Origin of the sequence: Maribacter sp. LLG6340-A2, assembly GCF_045057105.1 — a bacterium.
GTDB lineage: Bacteria > Bacteroidota > Bacteroidia > Flavobacteriales > Flavobacteriaceae > Maribacter.
Window position 1 is genome coordinate 2,153,781 of sequence record NZ_CP159332.1, and the last position, 22,515, is coordinate 2,176,295.

The 22,515-nt window shown below is 40.1% G+C and carries 4 protein-coding genes; all 4 read left to right on the forward strand.

Going from position 1 to position 22,515, the window contains the following annotated elements; translation table 11 throughout:
• The first annotated feature begins 421 nt into the window (after positions 1–421).
• The 4 genes from ABVM52_RS09165 to ABVM52_RS09180 all read left to right on the forward strand — a co-directional run bounded on the left by ABVM52_RS09165 (position 422) and on the right by ABVM52_RS09180 (position 22,422).
• Complete coding sequence (locus ABVM52_RS09165; RefSeq protein WP_405379751.1) at positions 422–18,274, forward strand: gliding motility-associated C-terminal domain-containing protein; 17,853 nt, start codon at positions 422–424, stop codon at positions 18,272–18,274.
• Between the two features lie 31 nt (positions 18,275–18,305).
• On the forward strand, positions 18,306–19,244 hold the full coding sequence (locus tag ABVM52_RS09170; RefSeq protein ID WP_405379753.1) for a type IX secretion system membrane protein PorP/SprF: 939 nt from the start codon (positions 18,306–18,308) through the stop codon (positions 19,242–19,244).
• An 11-nt stretch (positions 19,245–19,255) separates the two neighbouring features.
• The gene (locus tag ABVM52_RS09175; RefSeq protein WP_405379755.1) at positions 19,256–21,208 is read left to right on the forward strand and encodes an OmpA family protein; all 1,953 of its coding nucleotides are present in this window, start codon (positions 19,256–19,258) and stop codon (positions 21,206–21,208) included.
• Between the two features lie 263 nt (positions 21,209–21,471).
• Positions 21,472–22,422, forward strand: coding sequence for a DUF4382 domain-containing protein (locus ABVM52_RS09180; protein ID WP_405379757.1), 951 nt, complete (start codon positions 21,472–21,474; stop codon positions 22,420–22,422).
• Positions 22,423–22,515 lie beyond the last annotated feature (93 nt).

The following is a 22,515-nucleotide window of genomic DNA, read 5'->3' on the forward strand; positions in this document are numbered from 1 at the left end:
TTCAATTCTTAATTAAACCTTGTAAGAGAATCTGTTAGTCGCCTTTTACGAAAACGTTGTAGTTTAATTGCAAAAAAAGTATTAGCGCTTATTGAGTCAATAATTTTACCTTATTAGGATAAGAAATTAAATTAAAATAAATAATATTATTCTTAATTTTAAGTAGGTAAAAGACTACATCTACTTTGGGTAATCGACGAATGACATACAAATTTTGACGATACACAACAAAAAGATCATTCTTACCTATCCCGTACAATACTTTTATAATTCAGTGGGGGAACTCTAATTTTTTTTTTAAATGAAAAGTGTAAAATTTAATAATTCAGTCGCAACAAAATTATGTAATGCGATATCATCCAATACATTATATCATTTCATCATTGCAAAAGTAAAGATGGCTACTTACCCCCATAAGTCTATGTCAAATAAAGTTCCCCAATTGTTCGCAAACAATAGTTCATCCATTTTAAAAAGTAATTGGTTAAAGGTATCTTTTGTAATTTTACTATTATTAGTAATAGGTAATACTACGGTAAATGCACAAAATTTTGAAACCATTTCTGTTCAAAGTGCAATCACAGGAGAGGGCTCATCAAATGCTCTTTTTGCGGTTACCTCTTCCATACCAACTTTAACTAGGGTTAGGGCAGAAGTTATTGCAGGACAACCTGGTGAGTTTATAAGAAGTGGCAATGATATTCAATTTACTTCAAGAGCTACTGGTACAGGTTTTCAAAATAACCTCTCCCAGATTCAATTTACTTTTTTAGAATCTGACGGCGTTACTCCTATAGCACCTACTGATTTTCGTTTTAAAATCAATGATATAGATGGCCCAAACAATGAAGCTTTAGGGACTTCTTGTAATTCTGGATTAAGATTTTTGGCTACTGCCGATCCAACCAACTTAACTGTTGAAAATATAAACGGGGTCAACACCTTTGCAATCGGTACACAAACAGAAAGCAATGGTCCTGAAAGTAGGGTAATGTTCGAGTTTAATGATATTAATTCCGTGGTACTATTCAACTATGCGAATAATGGATTTTTAAAAATATTTGATTTAAATGATGAGTTAGCTATCAATACTCCACTTTATTCAGTTTGTTTAAAGGATACTGATGGTGATGGTGTAAACGATATAGATGACGATGATGACGATAATGACGGAATTTTGGACATTGTAGAAGCTAATGGTAATGATCCTGATGGGGATCATGATGGTGATGGACTTCCAAATTTTGTGGATACTGAAGATAATACGGGACAATCGGCAACCTATTCCGGTAATGCAGATGGTTCCCAAACAGATTATACCGATGCAAATTCTGACGGGGTTCCAGATATTTATGAAGCTAGTGCAGATGCAGATGCCTTACCAAACCATTTAGATCAAGACAGTGATGGAGACGGTATTCCAGATAATATTGAGGCGCAAACTACAGCGGGCTATATTACACCAAATGGGGTGTATGATGCTAATGGTGTTGATACGGCTTATCCAAATGGATTGTCACCAGTTAATAGTGACGGTATGGATACCAAAGATTTTTTAGATCTAGATAGTGACAATGAAGGTGCAAATGACACCGTAGAAGCAGGTTTGTCATTATCAAATACAGATACTGATAACGATGGTCTGGATGATAATATAGATACTACGGTAGATTATACAGATGTAAACGGAACTATTAATGACCCAGCTGCTTTACCAAATACCCAATTACAGCGATCGTCTGAAGTAGATTTTAGGGAATCTGGATTTGTCTGTGGGACAATTGATACTGATGGAGATGGTTTTTTTGATGAATGTGACGATGATGATGATAATGATGGGATTCTTGACATAGATGAAATGGTATTACAAGATTGTACTGAATATCCTTCATTGTCCTTTAGTGGTGCTGTTCTTGAGTCAGGTAGCGCATTAAGCTCAAATGCTGTATACCGTTTTTCAAATGTTACTACTGGAGTAGATGCTTTGGTAACTATTATTTCATCAGATCCAAATCCTGGTATTTCAAATATAGATGATGATTTATCCAATATAGATAATTTTCAACCTGTATTAGAGGTGAATGCTTCCACTGTTAGGTTTGATTTTCAATTTGTTCAAACATCTACTACCACTACGGTAATTTTATCTGATTTTTTTATTACGGCTGTTGATGTAGACGGTGACAATGTATCGGCTCAAGAAACTATTGAGTTTGATACGTTTGGTCCATCGACTTACGCCGTTGAAACCCCTACTGATTTAGTAGTGTCAAATACTGGTTTTGGAACTTTGTTTAAAGGACCGGTAGCTGTTTCACCCGGTATCTCTACTACAGCAACCAATGTAATGGCAACGGTGAAGTATGCCAAACGTTCTCAATTTAAGATGATAATAGGGGCAAGTCCTACTTCAAATGGATCAGAACGACTCTTTTCTTTAGATTTTAAACCATGTACTTATAATTTATATGGAAACCCATCAAATACCAACTTGTTATTTGGGGTAAACGATACAGACAATGATGGTATAACGGACGAAGTCGACAATGATAGTGATAACGACGGTTGTCCAGATGCATTAGAAGGTAACGCTAATTATGATTATAATGACTTGGATGGTAACAATAGGTTAACTGCTACTGTAGATATTTTTGGTGTGCCAAACGGTACTTCACAAGGTATAGGAACTTCACAAGACCATACCCAGAAGGCAGCGGTATGTACTCCATGTGATCCAACACATCCTAACTTTGTTGATACTGACGGCGACACCATTGGCGATTATTGTGATGATGACGATGATAATGACGGTATATTGGATGCTGTTGAATGTCCTGCTAGCAGTTATGTAAGTATAAATAACCTGCAACTTTTAAAACCTTCAACACTACCATCGGGCGGCTTTCAAATTGGAGATCGACTTTTAAGGACAAATGCCATACAGTATTTAGGCGTTTCTTATGATGCAGTTTTGGTAATAACTGATCTGCGTTTAGGTTCTGGAGCAGGAGCTAGGGTTTATCTTTCTGGCAGTAACAACCTAGAGTTAGAGAACACTATTCCCGAAGAAAACCCATACGTTGCCTATGATTTAATGTTTGTTGTGTCTGGCACTGCTACGGAAAACGGAGCTTTAACGCCCGTTACTATGAATAATGTTTACGTAAATCTTGGTGATGTTGATGGTAATAATAATACCAACTTAGGAGATATCGTAGGGTTTGAGTCCACTGCATCTGTAGTAACACAAAACCTTGGTGGCAATATAGATACAGATGGTTTTACCGAAGGAGTTTCTGGAATTGGCGGACCGGGCGGGTTTAACTTATATAGCCCAATAGAGCTTGGAAGCACTACTGTTCCTAACCCGCCAGCAGGTGATCCTGCAAATGATGATTATGAGGTTGAAACAATTTTTAACAATTTTTCAACCGTTGAATTCATTTTTGGAATTTCTGGTTCTAGGGATAATGAAGTTGGTAATAGAGGTCAAAATATTGAAGTTTATTCTAGTGATGCATGTGACACAGATAATGACGGTGTTACAGATGCTTTGGATACGGATAGTGACAGCGATGGTTGTAATGATGCTGTTGAGGCCGGTCATATAGATGATGATAATGACGGTGAGGTTGATGGTACAGGCTATGGTACAAATGGTAGGGTAACCGGTGCAACTACATCTTATACGGGCACTACCACTGGCGTCACTACAGCGGCAGAAACCACTATAGATACGGCACCTACTGACCAAGAAGAACGTGTAGGTAACGATGCGGTATTTACGGTAGTAGCATCTGCTTTAGAGGCGTCTACTATTACAAGTGGTACGCCTGCGTATGATAGCAATGCTGATTCGGAATTGACCTATCAATGGCAAGTAAGTACAGATTCTGGAACTAGTTTTTCGGATATTTCAGGTGCATCGGGTGCTAGCTTAACCGTGCAAGATGTTACCCTTATTATGGATGGTAATATTTATAAAGTTTTGGTCAACCAAACAAACAATGCATGTCCGGTAGAAGCACAGGCGACATTAACGGTGATCAATAATGTAGATGCCATTAATGATTTTGGGTCTATTACTGCTGTACAAGGCTTTTTTGGAGTTGATGATGTATTGAATGTATTTGATAATGACGAATTTAATGGTGCGGCCCTAAACCCGGCAAGTGTAACTATTACTCCTGTAACCAACGGACCTTTGACTATTAATGGTGATGGTTCTTTAGATGTAAATAGCAATACCGGTACGGGCACATACACCATAGATTACCAGATTTGTGATGCTACAAACCCTACCAATTGTGATATCGCTACGGCAACCATAAATGTAGGGGCAAATAATTTGCCTTCTGCCCAAGATGATGAATTTAGCGTGAACCAAAATAGTACAGATAATGATCTGGACGTTCTGGCAGATAATGGTAATGGAGCAGATAGTTTTGGTGCTGATGGAAGTAATAATAGTGCAATATCCCTACCATTAGCTACAAGCGCAAACGGAGGTACATTAACCGTTAATGACAATGGTTCTCCTAATGACCCAACAGATGATTCTGTTTTATATAGCCCGGCCAATGGTTTTGCGGGTGAAGATACGTTTGATTATACGATTACAGATGCCAATAACGATTCATCTACAGCAACCGTAACGGTAACAGTTGTCGACAATATACCGCCAGCACTTGTTTTGGTTATCGATAATGTTACTACGGATAATTTAATAAGTAAAGATGAAGCCGGTGCTAATATTACCATTACAGGAACGGTTAGTGGCGAGTTTAATACAGGTGATACGGTAATCCTTACCGTAAACGGCGTGGATTATACAGGTATTGTTGACGCTGGAGGGTTATTTAGTATAGCTGTTCCTGGTTCAGAGTTAAAATTAGATCCTGATCTAACAATTGACGGTAGCGTAACCAGTACAGATACTGCTGGAAATATAGGTAGTGCTACTGCTACAAAAACGTATGGTTTAGATAATGATGCAGATGGTATTTCAGATGATATAGATGAAGATGATGATAATGATGGTATAACTGATGTTGTAGAAGGTACGGGTGATTTTGATGGTGACGGTACTCCGGATTATTTAGATTTAGATAGTGATAATGATGGTATACCAGATGTTGTTGAAAATGGAAATGGAGCATTGGATACTGATAACAATGGAAGCATAGACCCTTCGGAAAGTAGCCCAGGTAGTAATGGTATACCGGATGCTGTTGAAGATGGCGGCACTGATGGTGCAGGTGTGAGCGGTACCCCAATTAATAGTGACGGTATTGGTGGAGCCAATTATATTGATATAGATTCAGATAATGATGGCATTATGGATATTGTAGAAGCACAGCCTAGTAATGGTGCTGTACAATTATCTAACAATGATTCGGATTTAGATGGTATCGATGACGCTTTTGACAGTGACAACGGCGGTAACTTCATTAACAATCCAACAAACTCAGATGCAGATATACATGCAGATTATTTAGATTTTGATAGTGATAATGACGGTATAGTTGATAATATAGAATGGCAGTCAACCACTGGCTATGTAAGTCCCGCTGCAGATACTGATGGAAATGGTTTGGTCGATAATTACGAAACTGCCCCTGGTTCAGGTATAGCCATAAATCAACCTCAAAATACCGATGGTTCTGATGAACCTGATTATAGGGATACGGATTCGGATAACGACGGCCTTTCGGATTTGGTAGAAGCCTATGATATTGATGGTGATAATACTGAGGATACAACGTTTTCAGGTACAGATACGGATAATGATGGGTTAGATGATGCTTTTGATTTAAGTATTAGTACACCTAATGGTACGCAAGACCCAAATGGTTCAACAAATAATAATCAAGATGTCACCAATTTTCCAAATGATCAAGACCCTGGTTCAACCGAAGTAGACTTTAGGGATGCCAACGTGCCTTTTACCCCAATTGATACAGACGGTGATTCAATTACCAATGATATCGACATTGATGATGATAATGATGGTATTCTTGATTATGTAGAGTCTCTTGGTTTTGAACCTACAGCTAATTTAGGAGACCCTTGTGATGGACCCTCTTTTGTATTTACGGGTACACCAACAGATGTTGGGGGAACAAATAATGGGTCTATTGGGGATCAATACAGATTCTCAAATTCAGGTACAGTTGACGGAAATGTATTGGATGCCATAATAACCATTACCGCCAAATCGCCAAATATTACCCAATTTAACATTGAGACCACACCAGGAGATAATATATGGAACATGGAATATGGTGCAGCACCAATTCCAGCAGGTATCGCTGAAGTATTGGAAATAGAATTCAACATTCGCTTTGTACTTACCGGCACCCTTACACAGTATAATGTAAGTAGAATTGGCGGTACAATTGCAGATATAGATGGTTCGGACTTTAGGGAAAGTGTGGCATTGTCAACACCAGGTCTTTATGCTGTAGATAACAATACGTTACTTACGGTTACGGACAATCCGGCTACTGGTAAAACTACCTTCCAAGGTCCGGAAGAAAGGTTTACCGGTTTAGACGAAGGAGCTAAAATTGCCGCTTATTTTAACTTCTATGACACAGATGATCTAACAATAACATTTTCTTCTGAAGCAGTTGTCTCAATAGCGGCTACCAGTTTAGGTTCATTGAATTTGGATATCTGTAGTATCAATGGTCTTTTTAGTCCAAATAATACCGCTACAAGTACAGGCGACCAGGGTAACCAATCAGGTCCTGGGTCTTCTCCTGTTTTCCAAGTCAGAAATGGTATAGACAGTGATAATGATGGTATTTCAGATGAATTGGATATTGATTCGGATAATGATGGTATTCCAGATAATGTAGAAGCTCAACTAACGAGCTCATATACTGCCCCAACTGTTGCAGATGGTGATGGAGATGGACTTGCCGATGTTTACGAAGGTACAGGAGATCAAGGTCTATCACCAATAGATACAGATACGGATGGTATTGCGGATTATTTGGATTTGGATACCGATAATGATGGTAAACCCGATACGGAAGAAGCGGGCTTTACAGTCGCCGCAAACAATAATGATGCAGATGGTGATGGTTTGTTAGATGGGTATGATGACGTAAATACTTCTGGCGGTGCTTTTGATTCTAATGACGATCAAAACAATGGAGCTTCAGATTTACCAAATGACGATGTTATTAATACAACAGAAGTAGATTATCGCGAAGATGTCACTGATGATAACGATGCGGATGGTATTCCAGATTCGGTAGATTTAGATGACGACAATGATGGTATTTTAGATACTGAAGAAAGCACAATAGGTGTAGACCCTAGTGCCGATACAGATGGCGATGGTGCTCTTAATTATTTAGATACGGACTTTGGAGTTGATGCTAATGGTGACGGAGTTGTCGATGTTTTTGATACCGATGGCGATGGAGTACCTAATCACTTTGATTTAGATGGGGATAATGACGGAATATATGATGCCGTTGAAGCAGGACATGATCAAACGCATACCAATGGAGAATTAACGGCCGCAGTGGGTCAAGACGGTATTCCTAATTCTGTTCAGGATGCCGGTCAAGAAGACGCTGGCTCTTTTAATTATACTATTCGTGATTCTGAAGCTGTAGTGGATAACATTCCAGATTATTTAGATTTAGATAGTGATGGCGATGGTATTCCTGATAATGTAGAGGCCCAGACAACCTCTGGGTATATTGCTCCAAATGTCGATGACGCAGCGACTTTTACGACCAATAAAGGGGTGAATAGTGCCTATTTAGGAGGGGTTGTTCCAGAAAATACAGATGGTACGGATAATCCGGATTATTTGGATTTAGATAGTGATAATGAAGGTGCCGACGATACAACGGAAGCAGGCTTAACCCTTGCCAATAATGATGCTGACAATGATGGTTTAGATGACAGCATCGATGCAACATCTGATTATTCTGATCCAAACGGAACTATTAATGATCCAAATGCTCTTCCTAACAATCAAAACGACGCAACTGCCGAAGTTGATTTTAGAGATGATACTTCAGCAGATATTGATGCTGTTACCAACACATTTGTAAATATTAATGGTTATACAGGAGCTGTGGCTGGTGATGTAACTGATAATGATACTTTAAACGGAGCTCCAATTGATGATAATGACATTAATATTACGTTATCAAATGATGGGGGACTTAACGGTGCCACTTTAGATGCGAATGGAATTTTAACAGTGCCAGCGGGTACCCCTGCTGGTACATATATTCTTGTGTATCAAATTTGTGAAAAATTATATCCTTCTAATTGTGATAATACCACGGTAACCGTTGTGGTAGATGCTGCTCCAATTGTAGCAAATGATGATGCTGACCCAGATTTAGTTGCGGTTAATGGTAATATAGGAGGAGTTGCCGGTGATGTGACTACTAATGATACCTTGAATGGAGTCGCTGTTGATGATAATGAAATTAACATAGCTATTTTTGATACAGGCGGGTTATCTGGTGTAACAATAGGTACAGATGGTGTATTAACAGTGCCAGCAGGAACTGGCGCAGGATCTTATGATGTTGTTTATCAAATATGTGAGAAGCTAAATCCTAGCAACTGTAATACGGCAATCGCCACGGTAGTAGTAGAAGCTGCCCCAATAGTAGCCAACGATGACGCTACCCCATCGGACTTAACTGCGGTAAACGGATTTACTGGCGGTGATGCGGGTGACGTAACTACTAACGATACCTTGAACGGTGTCGCGGTAGACGATAACGACATTAATATAACTGTAGTAGATGCAGGTGGCTTAACAGGTGTAACCATCGCTGCCGATGGGACGATTGCGGTGCCTGCCGGTACCCCTGCGAATACTTATAATGTGGAGTACAGTATCTGTGAAAAACTAAATCCTAGCAACTGTAATACGGCAATCGCTACGGTAGTAGTAGAAGCTGCCCCAATAGTAGCGAACGATGATGCAACCCCAGCGGACCTTACCGCGGTAAACGGATTTACTGGCGGTGATGCGGGTGACGTAACTACTAACGATACCTTGAACGGTGTAGCGGTAGACGATAACGACATTAATATAACTGTAGTGGATGCAGGTGGTTTAACAGGTGTAACAATAGCCACTGATGGTACTATTACGGTACCAGCTGGCACGCCTGCAAACACGTATAATGTGGAGTACAGCATTTGTGAGAAACTGAACCCATCAAATTGTAATACGGCAATCGCCATGATAGTTGTGGAAGCTGCACCAATAATAGCGAACGATGACGCTACGCCAGCGGAATTAATAGCCGTAAACGGATTTACAGGCGGCGATGCGGGAGACGTGACTAACAATGACACCTTAAACGGTGTTGCAGTAGACGACAATGACATCAATATTACAATTGTTGATGCAGGTGGATTAACAGGTGTAACCATCGCTGCAGATGGCACGATCACGGTTCCAGCTGGCACCCCTGAGAATACCTATAATGTGGAGTACAGTATCTGTGAGAAACTGAACCCAGGTAACTGTAATACGGCAATCGCCATGATCGTAGTTGAAGCTGCCCCAATAGTAGCGAACGATGATGTAACCCCTGCGGACTTAACTGCGGTAAACGGATTTACCGGCGGAGATGTGGGAGACGTAACTACGAACGATACCTTGAACGGTGTCGCGGTAGATGATAACGACATCAATATAATTGTAGTAGATGCAGGTGGCTTAATAGGTGTAACCATCGCTGCCGATGGTACGATTACGGTACCCGCTGGCACGCCTGCAAACACGTATAATGTGGAGTACAGCATCTGTGAGAAACTGAACCCAGGTAACTGTAATACGGCAATCGCCACGGTAGTAGTTGAAGCTGCCCCAATAGTAGCGAACGATGATGTAACCCCTGCGGACTTAACTGCGGTAAACGGATTTACCGGCGGAGATGTGGGAGACGTAACTACGAACGATACCTTGAACGGTGTCGCGGTAGATGATAACGACATCAATATAATTGTAGTAGATGCAGGTGGCTTAATAGGTGTAACCATCGCTGCCGATGGTACGATCACGGTACCCGCTGGCACGCCTGCAAACACGTATAATGTGGAGTACAGTATCTGTGAGAAACTGAACCCAGGTAACTGTAATACGGCAATCGCCACGGTCGTAGTTGAAGCTGCCCCAATAGTAGCGAACGATGATGTAACCCCTGCGGACTTAACTGCGGTAAACGGATTTACCGGCGGAGATGTGGGAGACGTAACTACGAACGATACCTTGAACGGTGTCGCCGTGGACGACAATGACATTAATATTACCGTGACAAACAATGGCGGTTTGACTGGAGTAACGATTGCTACCGACGGCACGATCACGGTTCCAGCTGGTACCCCTGCGGATACGTATAATGTAATTTATACAATTTGCGAGAAATTAAACAATGCAAACTGTAGTACGGCTACGGCAACTATAGTAGTTGAAGCTGCGCCAATAGTGGCGAACGATGATGCTACGCCAGCGGATTTAATAGCCGTAAACGGATTTACAGGTGGAGATGCGGGAGACGTAACTACGAACGATACCTTGAACGGTGTCGCGGTAGATGACAACGATATCAATATTACAATTGTTAATGCGGATGGCTTAACAGGCGTAACCGTCGCTGCCGATGGTACGATCACGGTTCCAGCTGGCACCCCTGAGAATACCTATAATGTCGAGTACAGCATCTGTGAGAAACTGAACCCAGGTAACTGTAATACGGCAATCGCCACGGTCGTAGTTGAAGCTGCCCCAATAGTAGCGAACGATGACGCTACCCCAGCGGACCTTACCGCCGTAAACGGATTTACAGGTGGAGATGCGGGAGACGTAACTACCAATGATACCTTGAACGGTGTCGCCGTGGATGATAACGATATCAATATTACAATTGTTGATGCTGGTGGGTTAACAGGTGTAACGATCGCTGCCGATGGTACGATCACGGTTCCAGCTGGCACCCCTGAGAATACCTATAATGTCGAGTACAGCATCTGTGAGAAACTGAACCCAGGTAACTGTAATACGGCAATTGCTACGGTAGTAGTTGAAGCTGTACCAATAGTAGCCAACGATGACGCTACCCCAGCTGACCTTACCGCCGTAAACGGATTTACAGGTGGTGATGCAGGTGATGTAACTACGAACGATACCTTGAACGGCGTTACGGTAGACGACAATGAAATTAATATTACAGTTGTTGATACGGACGGACTGACAGGCGTAACCATCGCTGCTGATGGTACGATTACGGTACCTGCCGGTACCCCTGCGAATACTTATAATGTGGAGTACAGCATCTGTGAGAAACTAAATCCAGGCAACTGTAATACGGCAATTGCCACGGTAGTGGTCGAAGCTGCGCCAATAGTAGCGAATAATGATAATACCCCTACAGACCTTACTTCCGTAAATGGTTATGAAGGTGGTGATGCAGGTGATGTAACTACGAACGATACCTTGAACGGTGTTGCTGTAGATGACAATGACATTAATATTACAGTTGTTGATGCAGACGGCTTAACAGGTGTAACGATAGCAGCGGACGGTACATTAACTGTTCCTGCAGGGACACCAGCTGGTTCATACGATGTTGTGTATAGCATTTGTGAAAAACTGAACCCAACAAATTGCGATTCTGCCATTGTAACTGTAGTGGTAGATGCCGCTCCAATCATTGCCAATGACGATAATACTCCAGCGGACCTAGTTTCAGTAAATGGCTATGAAGGCGGCGATGCTGGTGATGTAACCACAAACGATACCTTGAACGGTGTAGCGGTTATTGATACTGAAATTACAATTACATTAAATGATGATGGTGGAATTTCCGGATTATCAATTGCACCAGACGGTACTGTCTCTGTACCGGCCAAAACGAAAGCTGGTTCATATACTATTGAGTATACTATATGCGAAATATTGAACCCTGGTAATTGTGATACGGCAATAGCAACGATAGTTGTTGATGCTGCACCAATTGTAGCCAATACCGATGATTTTTCTGGAAACCCTATTAATGGAAAAGATGGAGGAACAGCTGGTGATGTAACTACTAATGATACATTAAATGGTGATCCGGTATTGGATAATGAAATTAATATCACACTGACCGATAATGACGGTTTAGTTGGGGTGAATATTAACGCGGATGGTACAATTAATATTCCATCAAATTCTCCGGCAGGAACTTATACCATTACCTATAGTATTTGTGAAAATTTGAATCCTACTAATTGTGAGTCTACAACCGTAACCGTTGTTGTAGCTCCGGCACCAATTGTTGCCGTAGATGATGATTTCTCAACAAATCCATTAAATGGTAAAGAAGGAGGTATTGCTGGTGATGTAACTACGAACGATACCTTGAACGGCGTTGCTGTCAATGACGGTGAAATTACTATTTCCATAACGGACAATGATGGCTTAAATGGTGCTAGTGTTGGTCCTAATGGCAATATTACGGTTCCAGCAAATACGCCAGCAGGTACCTATGAAATCGTATATAATATTTGTGAGAATTTAAATCCAACTAATTGTGATTCGGGTATTGCAACCGTCGTTATTGAGCCATCGGTTATTGATGCGGTCGATGATGATTTTTCAGGAAACCCAATTAACGGAAAAGATGGTGGAACAGCCGGTGACGTCACTAGTAATGATACATTAAACGGTGTTGCTGTAAGTGATGGTGATATCACAATTACGATTGTTAATAATGACGGACTTAATGGTGTAAATATTGGCGCTAACGGAAACATTAATGTTCCTTCCAATACTCCAGCAGGTACCTATACCATTGAATATAATATTTGTGAGAATTTAAATCCAACTAATTGTGATTCGGCTACAACAGTACTGGTTGTTGAACCTGCAGCAATTGATGCGGTCAACGATGATTTCAATGCAAATCCAATTAACGGAAAAGAGGGTGGTACAGCTGGTGATGTAACATTGAACGATACACTTAACGGAGTACCGGTGTCAGATGGTGAGATTACGATTACCCTTACGGATGATGGTAATTTAAATGGAGTGACCATAAATTCAGACGGTACGATAACTGTTCCTACAAACTCTCCTGCTGGTACATATACGCTAACGTATAGTATCTGTGAGAACCTAAATCCGGGCAATTGTGATACGGCCACTGCTATAGTAGTAGTAACGGCTTCCGCTATTGATGCAATAAATGATGATTTTACTGCAAATGCCATTAATGGTCAGGAAGGCGGCGCTGCAGGAGATGTAACCTTGAACGATACTCTAAACGGTAACCCTGTAGTAGATGGTGATGTGGTAATAACTATAACGGATGATGGTGGTATAAGTGGGTTAAGTATTGATGCCGATGGTACCTTGAACGTACCTGCCATAACTGCGGCCGATACCTATACCATTACCTATTCCATCTGTGAAAAACTAAATCCTTCAAATTGTGATTCGGCAACGGCAACGGTATTGGTAGAACCAGCGGTGTTGGGAGCTACGGATGATGATTTTACAGGAAATCCTGTCAATGGTCTTGAAGGTGGTATTGCCGGGGATGTTACGGCGAACGATACATTAAATGGCCAACCTTTGGATGATGGTAAAGTATTTATTACCGATGATGGAGGAATGACCAATGCAAGTATTGATAATGACGGTAACTTTATAGTACCGCCAAATACCCCAGCAGGTACGTATACCATAGTGTATACAATTTGTGAGAACTTGAATCCTACAAATTGTGATTCTGCTACCATTACCGTATTGGTTACAGCTGCTCCAATAGACGCTGTAGATGATGATTTTTCTGCGGCACCTATAAATGGTTTTGATGGGGGTACTACGGCAACGGTATACACTAATGACCAATTGAATAATGAAGCTTTTGCAACTACAAGTGTAATTCCTAGTATTGCCAATGACGGTGGTATAACGGGTATACGCATTAATACGGATGGTACACTCGATATTCCAGAGAACATTGCGGCCAATACCTATACGGTAACCTATCAAATTTGTGAAGCATTGAATACCACAAACTGTGATACTGCCAATGTAATCATTGTAATTGATGCTCCAGTTATCAATGCAACGGTGGATGACTTTTCATTGACAGCGGTTAATGGAAACTTTGGTGGATCAGCGGGTAATGTTTTGGGTAATGACATATTGAACGGGTCGCCAATTGATGCAAATGACGTAAATACTACTATTCTCGATAATGGAGGTATTACAGGGCTTGTACTCAATCCAAACGGTTCCGTTGACGTACCTTCTGGTACTGCTGCAGGTACATATACGATAGAGTATAATGTTTGTGAAATTACAAATCCTACAAATTGCGATTCAGCTTTTGCTACAATTGAAGTAAGTGCCGGTAATTTAAATGCCATAGATGATGATTTATCGGCAAATACCATTAACGGTTTTGAAGGGGGAAGCCCAGGAAATGTTATTCCAAATGATGAACTGGATGGAAATTCCTTTGCGGCAACGGACGTGAATATTGCAATAATTGATGATGGTAGAATTACTGGTGTTAGTATTGATGCCAATGGTAATGTAAATGTTCCTGCGGGTACAGAGGCCGGTACATACAGTGTTATTTACCAAGTTTGTGAAAAATTAAACCCAGGTAATTGTGATAATGCCATTATTACCATTGTGGTTACACCGCCGGTGATAGATGCAGTAGTTAACGATTTTTCTGCGAGTCCGGTAAATGGATACTCAGGAGGTACAACAGCTTCGGTTTTCGATAACGATACATTGAACAACGCCCCATTTGCGGACACAGAGGTAGAGGCTACTATTATAGCCGATGGCGGATTGAACGGGGTAACCATAAACCCAGATGGGACGGTTACCATACCTTCAGGAACCGCTGCCGGAACTTATGTTATTACATATAATATTTGTGAAGTTTTAAACCCTACAAATTGTGATGCTGCAGACCTTACGATAGTGGTCAATGCTGCGCCGATATCGGCAATAACAGATGACTTTACCGCTAATGAGGTAAGTGGTCAAAATGGTGGGGTTGCAGGTGATGTAACCACAAATGACCTCTTGAACAATAATCCAGTGGATGATGATGAAATTGATATCAATCTGGATGACAACGGTGGTTTGTTCGGTGTTGCGATCAACAATAACGGTGGTATCGTAGTTCCGCCAGATTCTCCAGAAGGTACGTATACCATAACGTATACAATTTGTGAAAACCTAAATACTGGTAACTGTAGTACCAATACGGCTACTATAATCGTTGGGGTTGCTAATCTAGATGCCATGATAGATGATTTTACAGGTACTCCGGTTAACGGAAAAGATGGTGGTGTGGCAGGAGATTTAACGGCAAACGACTTGTTAAATGGTGCATTGGTTAATGATAATGATATCAATATTACCCTAACGAATGATGGTGGTATTCCTGGTGCTATAGTCAATAATGACGGAACCCTTATTATACCGCCAAACACTACGGCCGGTACCTACTCAATGTCCTATTCTATTTGCGAGGATTTAAACCCTACAAATTGTGATAATGCAACTGTGGACATCGTAGTAGAAGAATCTTTACTAGTCGTAAATGACGATGATTTTTCAGGCAACCCAATTGTTGGTAAGGACGGTGGAATTGCAGGTGATGTTACCATAAATGATGAGTTGAACGGTAATCCTATAGATGATACTGATATTAAACTTACTTTAACGGATAACGGTGGACTTTCAGGAGCGGCGATCAACGATAACGGTGAAGTTATTGTGCCACCTAGTACACCGGCAGGTTCGTACACACTAACCTATTCGGCTTGTGAAAACCTAAATCCAACCAATTGTGGGTCTGCAACCGTAACCATTACGGTTAATGAAGGTAACCTGGTAGTAAACCCAGATGATTTCAGTACAAATCCCGTAAATGGTAAAGAAGGTGGTATTGCAGGTGATGTAACGGTTAACGATGAATTGAACGGTGTTGCCGTAAATGATACGGATATAACACTTAGTATTGCTGATAATGGTGGTTTATCTGGTGTTGCGGTCAACAATGACGGCACGATCATTATTCCTCCAAATACCCCAGCAGGACTATATACGGTAAGCTACACTGCTTGTGAAAATCTTAATCCAACCAATTGTGCCACTACCACTATTTCACTAGTTGTAGAAAGTGCAGTGATCAACGCTGTAGATGATGACCTTAGTGCAACTCCTATAAACGGTAAGGATGGTGGTATTGCTGGTGATATTACTGTAAATGATGAGTTGAACGGGGTTGCCGTAAACGATGCCGATATTAATATAACGGTGGTTGATAATGGCGGCTTAAGTGGTGTGGGTATTAATCCTGACGGTACAGTGGTTGTTCCACAAAATGCACCTGCTGGGAACTATACTGTTACATATTCAATTTGTGAAAACTTGAATCCTGGTAATTGCAGTTCGGCAACGATAGTAATCGTTGTTTCCGCAGCAGTATTACAGGCTGTTGATGATGATTTCAGTAATGCACCAACAAATGGTATTACCGGTGGTATTGCTGGTGATGTAACGGCAAACGATAGCCTAAACGGAACTCTTGTAAATGATGCGGATATTAATAGCAGCTTAACGGATAATGGGGGACTTGTTGGTGCTACCATGAATAATGACGGTACTATTGTTGTACCACCAAGTACACCTGCTGGGCCATATACCCTCACTTATACAATTTGTGAGAATCTTAATCCATCAAATTGTAGTAGTGCTACTGTTGAAATCGTTGTTGGCTCTGCTATCATAGAAGCTGTAGATGATGATTTAAGTAATGATACGGTAAATGGAGTAGATGGTGGTATAGCGGGCGATTTAACGGACAATGATACTATCAACGGTATACCCGTAAACGATGAGGATATCAATGTTACCTTGGACGATAATGGCGGTATAGAAGGTGCGGTCCTTAACGAAGATGGAACGCTAAGTATACCAGCAGGAACAACAGAAGGCACCTATACATTGGCTTATACAATTTGTGAAATCTTGAATCCGTCTAACTGTAGCTCGGCATCGGTAACCATTGTGGTGGATAACTGTTTAAGTATACCAACCAACGATTGTGACGGTGACGGTTTAACCAATGACCAAGAAGCTACCTTAGGTACCGATCCTGAAAATGGCGATACCGATGGTGATGGCATTGATGACGGACAAGAAGTTGCAGATGGTACGGATCCATTAAATGCTTGTGATTCCAATGGTGGAACACCACCTACTGGAGTGGTATGTGATTCTGACGGTGATGGTATTAACGATGGTCAAGAAGTCATTGATGGTACAGATCCTTTGGATGATTGTGATTCCGTTGGTGGAACACCGCTTGAAACCTCTGATTGTGATAATGACGGACTTACCAATGGTGAGGAAGCAAGTTTAGGTACGGATCCAAACAATGAGGATACGGACGGAGATGGAATCAATGATGGTCAGGAAGTAATAGATGGTACCGATCCATTGAACGGATGTGATTCTATAGGTGGTACGCCATTATCAGCAAGTGATTGTGATGGTGACGGTCTAACCAATGATGAAGAAGCCCTACTTGGAACTGATCCAAACAATCCTGATACCGATTTTGATATTCTTAATGATGGTTTAGAAGTAAGTATTGGTACGAACCCCATAGAATCGGATTCTGATGGTGATGGTATAAGTGATGGTCAAGAAGTTAATGATGGTACAGATCCTTTAGATGATTGTGATTCTATCGATGGTACTCCATTGCCTACAAGTGACTGTGATAATGACGGACTTGCAAATGATGAGGAAGTGGACCTAGGCACTGACCCTGACAACGCAGATTCTGACGGTGATGGTATTAACGATGGTCAAGAAGTCATTGATGGTACCGATCCATTAGACGGCTGTAGTTCTAAAGGTGGAAACCCACCAGCAGATTCAGTTTGTGATATCAGTATTGAGAGTGACCTGATCAACCCTAATACAAATGGTGGGGCATTCACAATAAATAATATTGAATCGTTCCCAAATAATACGGTGAAGATATACAACAGATGGGGTGTATTGGTTTTTGAGACCAGTGGCTATGATAATCAGGAAAATGTCTTTAGGGGTATATCCAATGGTAGGGTTACGGTTAAAAAGAATGAAGAATTACCTGTAGGTGTCTATTATTATGTCATTGAATATGCTAACAGTGAAAACTCAAGAACAATGAACGGGTACCTATATATCAACCGATAGGTAAAAACATTATAAAAATTTAAAAATTGCTATGAAAAGATTTTTTTTACTTACACTAATAATTACCGGCTCCATTTGGTGTACTTATGCACAACAAGATGCCCAGTATACCCAATACATGTATAATACGGTAGCCGTAAATCCTGCATATGCCGGTAATAGAGGTGTATTAAGTATTGCCGCTTTACATAGGTCTCAATGGGTGGGTATAGATGGTGCGCCCACAACCCAGACCTTGAATGTCCATACCCCGGTATCACAACGTGTGGGACTTGGGTTATCTATTGTAAATGATGAAATTGGTAATGGAACCAATCAAGATACCTATTTTGATGCGGTCTTCTCGTACACGGTGCCCACTTCGGAATATGGCAAATTATCATTTGGGCTTAAGGCGGGAGGTCACTTGTTGAATATCGATTTTAATCAATTGAGAAATTATGACCCGTCTAGTGCAGCCGTTGGTCAAAATAATATCGATAAGCGTTTTTCCCCTAATTTTGGAGCAGGTATTTATTACCATACAGAAGAGTTTTATGCAGGTATCTCCGTACCTAATTTTTTAGAGACGGAACATTTTGATTCATCGGGCTCTAATTCATCATTTATTGCTCAGGAACGTATGAACTTTTATTTTATAACAGGATATATATTTGAGCTCAACCCAGATTTAAAGCTTAAACCGGCCTTATTGTTCAAGGCTGTAGAAGGAGCACCCTTACAGGCAGATCTTTCTGCTACCGTTCTTTTAAACGATAAAGTATCTTTAGGGGCAGCCTATAGATGGGATGCTGCTTTAAGTGGACTTGTAGGTTTTCAGTTAAACGACAAGATAATGTTGGGTCTTGCCTATGACCGTGAGGTCACCGAACTGGGCAATACAGCCTTTAATGATGGCTCTTTTGAAATTTTCTTAAGGTTCGAGTTCCTTACCAGATATAAAAATATTATAGCACCAAGATTCTTTTAAACTATCTTAAAATGACCATAAGAACAAACTTCATATATTTTTTTCTTACACTGCTGCTGGCGGCAGGTACTACCCATGCCCAGGATAGAAAAGCTAAAAGTGCACAAACCAATTTTAAGAATTATGCGTATGCAGAAGCCATAGAAGCCTATGAAAAACTGGTTAAAGAAGGCTATGAAACCCAAGAAATCTACAGTAACCTAGGAGATTCTTATTATCAAAAGGCAGATTACAATGCGGCAGCACATTGGTATGGTGAGTTATTTGCCTTAAATGACGTAAATGTTGATCCGGAATATGTGTATCGTTATGCCCACACTCTTAAATCTGTAGGGGATTATGCGGCATCCAATGAATGGATGAAAACCTTTAGTGCTAATAATCCAGAGGATTTAAGGGCTATAAAGTACTTGGAAGACACACAATACTTAGAAAATATTAAGGCAAAATCCAGTAGGTATGACATTAAAAACCTGTCTATAAATTCACCTGCTTCGGACTTTGCACCTTCAATCTTTGGAAAAGAGATTGTATTCTCTACGGCCAGGGACTCTGGTAAGATTTCCAAGAATTTGCATAAATGGAACAATAGGCCTTTTTCCAACCTTTATAGTGCCATGGCTTTGGAAAACGGTAATTATACGGAACCGGAACGCCTTTCCAAAAAGCTTAACAAAAAAACACATGAAACTTCAACTGCCTTTACCAAAGATGGAAAGACAGTTTATTTTACCAGAAACAACTCTAAAAACGGAAATTTTGCAAGAGATAATGAAGGACTAAGTAGGTTAAAGATTTATAGGGCTACGCTTCAAGATGGTGAGTGGAAAGAGATTACGGAGTTACCGTTTAACAGTGATAATTATTCAGTAGCACACCCAACCCTTAGTGTAGATGAACGTAAAATGTATTTTGCTTCTGATATGCCGGGCACTTTTGGTAAATCGGACATATTTGTGGTAGATATTAATGAAGATGGGAGTTTTGGTACCCCAAAGAATTTAGGCAATCAAATTAACACGGAGAGTCGAGAAACATTTCCGCATATAACCTCAGAAAATGTACTTTATTTTGCTTCTGACGGTCATCCAGGATTGGGAGGTTTGGACATTTTTGCAACACGAATTCAAGAAAACATGGGTCAAGGTTTAGTTGTGAACGTAGGGGAACCTGTAAATAGTGAACAGGATGATTTCTCTTTCATTATCAACGAAAAAACCAAAACAGGGTTTTTTGCCTCTAATAGAAAAGGTGGTATGGGTAGTGACGATATTTATTCCTTCAAGGAAACCGAAGAAATTGTTTTGGAATGCCAGAAAGAAATTAACGGCATTATAAGGGTAAAAGATTCTGATACTGTCTTGGAAGGAGCTAGAATAACCTTATATGATGATGAGAATAATAAAGTGGCAGAATCTATTTCTAGTGAAGTTGGAACGTTTAGCCTTACAAGATCTTGTAATGGTGGTGTATACAAATTGGAAGCCACTAAGAAAAACTATGAAAAAGATGGTACTACGTTCTCATTGAATAATTCTGAAGAAATAGGAGGTATTGCGTTGGAACTTGCACCTATGATCAAAACTCCACCTGTAGGGTCAGATTTAACTGCTTTTCTAAATATTTCACCCATATATTTTGATTTGGATGAATCTTATATTAGGCAAGATGCTACTGCTACCTTAAATGCGGTAATTGATTTTATGAAAGAATATCCAAATATTAGGATTGAAGTGAGGTCGCACACAGATGCATCCGCAGGTGCTAATTATAATTTAAGACTAAGCGAACGTAGGGTAAAAGCAACTATAGCATTTTTAGAAGAGCATGGCGTTGATAGGGCTAGGCTTAGCGGTAATGGTTTTGGAGAAACTCAATTGTTAAACGATTGTGTAACCAAAGATGCATGTAATGATGCCCAGCATCAAATTAATAGAAGATCTGAGTTTATAGTTGTAGAATAACGTAAATAATATATGGGTAAAAAGGCAACCTTTTAAGGTTGTCTTTTTATTTGCCCTACTTATTTTGACCCTTCATTATAAAATAATTTTACTGCGTTTTAAAAAGCATCAATTTTACTATAATGTTTATTTACAGCAGGTTAGTAAAGGTTTTGTTTTGAGGTGAAAAAGGATAATCATTATTTAGAAAAATATTAACATTTACGATGTAGGGTTTTTTACCTCTAGATTGTTTTATACCCAAACATATAAAATTAAAAAGAATGAAAAATTATTTGAAAACAGTTACAGTTGCTTTTATTTCAACGTTAATGGCCGTTTCATGTAGTAATAATGACGACGGAGATGTGAATATGGATGCAGAAACCTATGACACTACCTTTAAGATTACAGATGCCCCAATTGATAATGCCAATGTAGAGGCCGTATTTGTTACGGTATCTAATGTAAAGGTTGATGGTACTACTTTGGAAGGTTTCAATAAAACTACGTTTGATTTGTCCGCACTTGTAAATGGTGAAACATTAACACTAGGTAATTTAGATTTAGAAGCCGGGTCATATTCCAATATTGAACTTGAACTGGATTATGAGACAGATGCAGATGGTAACACACCAGGATGCTATGTTGAGTTGGTCAATGGAGAAAAGGACCAATTGGAAGCTACATCGAACAAAATTTCCATTACCGATTCTTTTGAAGTATTGGCTAGTACTACCAACGAAATCATTATTGACTTTGATTTAAGGAAGACCGTTAAGGAAGAGCAAGGTTCTGCCGCAAGCAATTTTGAGTTTGTATCCATGCAAGAATTAACTGCCGGTATTAGAGCAGTCAACAATGATAAGGCGGGTAATATTTCTGGTTCTGCTAACGATCCCGAAAATACTTCAGATAAAATTATTGTATACGCCTATGAAAAAGGAGCGTTCAATGCTGAGGTAGAGAGTAATGGTCAAGGAGAAAGTAATGTTCTTTTTGCCAATGCGGTTACCAGTTCTGAAGTAAGCGGTTTAAATAACGGCTATAACCTTAGTTTCTTGGAAGAAGGAGAATATGAATTGGTCTTTGCTTCTTATAATGAAGAAGGAGATGAATTTGCTTTTAATGCTTTGTTAGAAGCTGAGTCTAGTACAGGTTTAGATCTAGGAGCAATTAGTATTACTTCTGCCTTACAAATAAGTGCAAATGTTACTATTACCGGTACAAAATAAATCTATTAATTGAATATAGATAAAGCCCTGTCATTATGATCAGGGCTTTTTTGTGCTTTTTTGTTCGAGTTACGATCTCATGGTTTAGAGTCA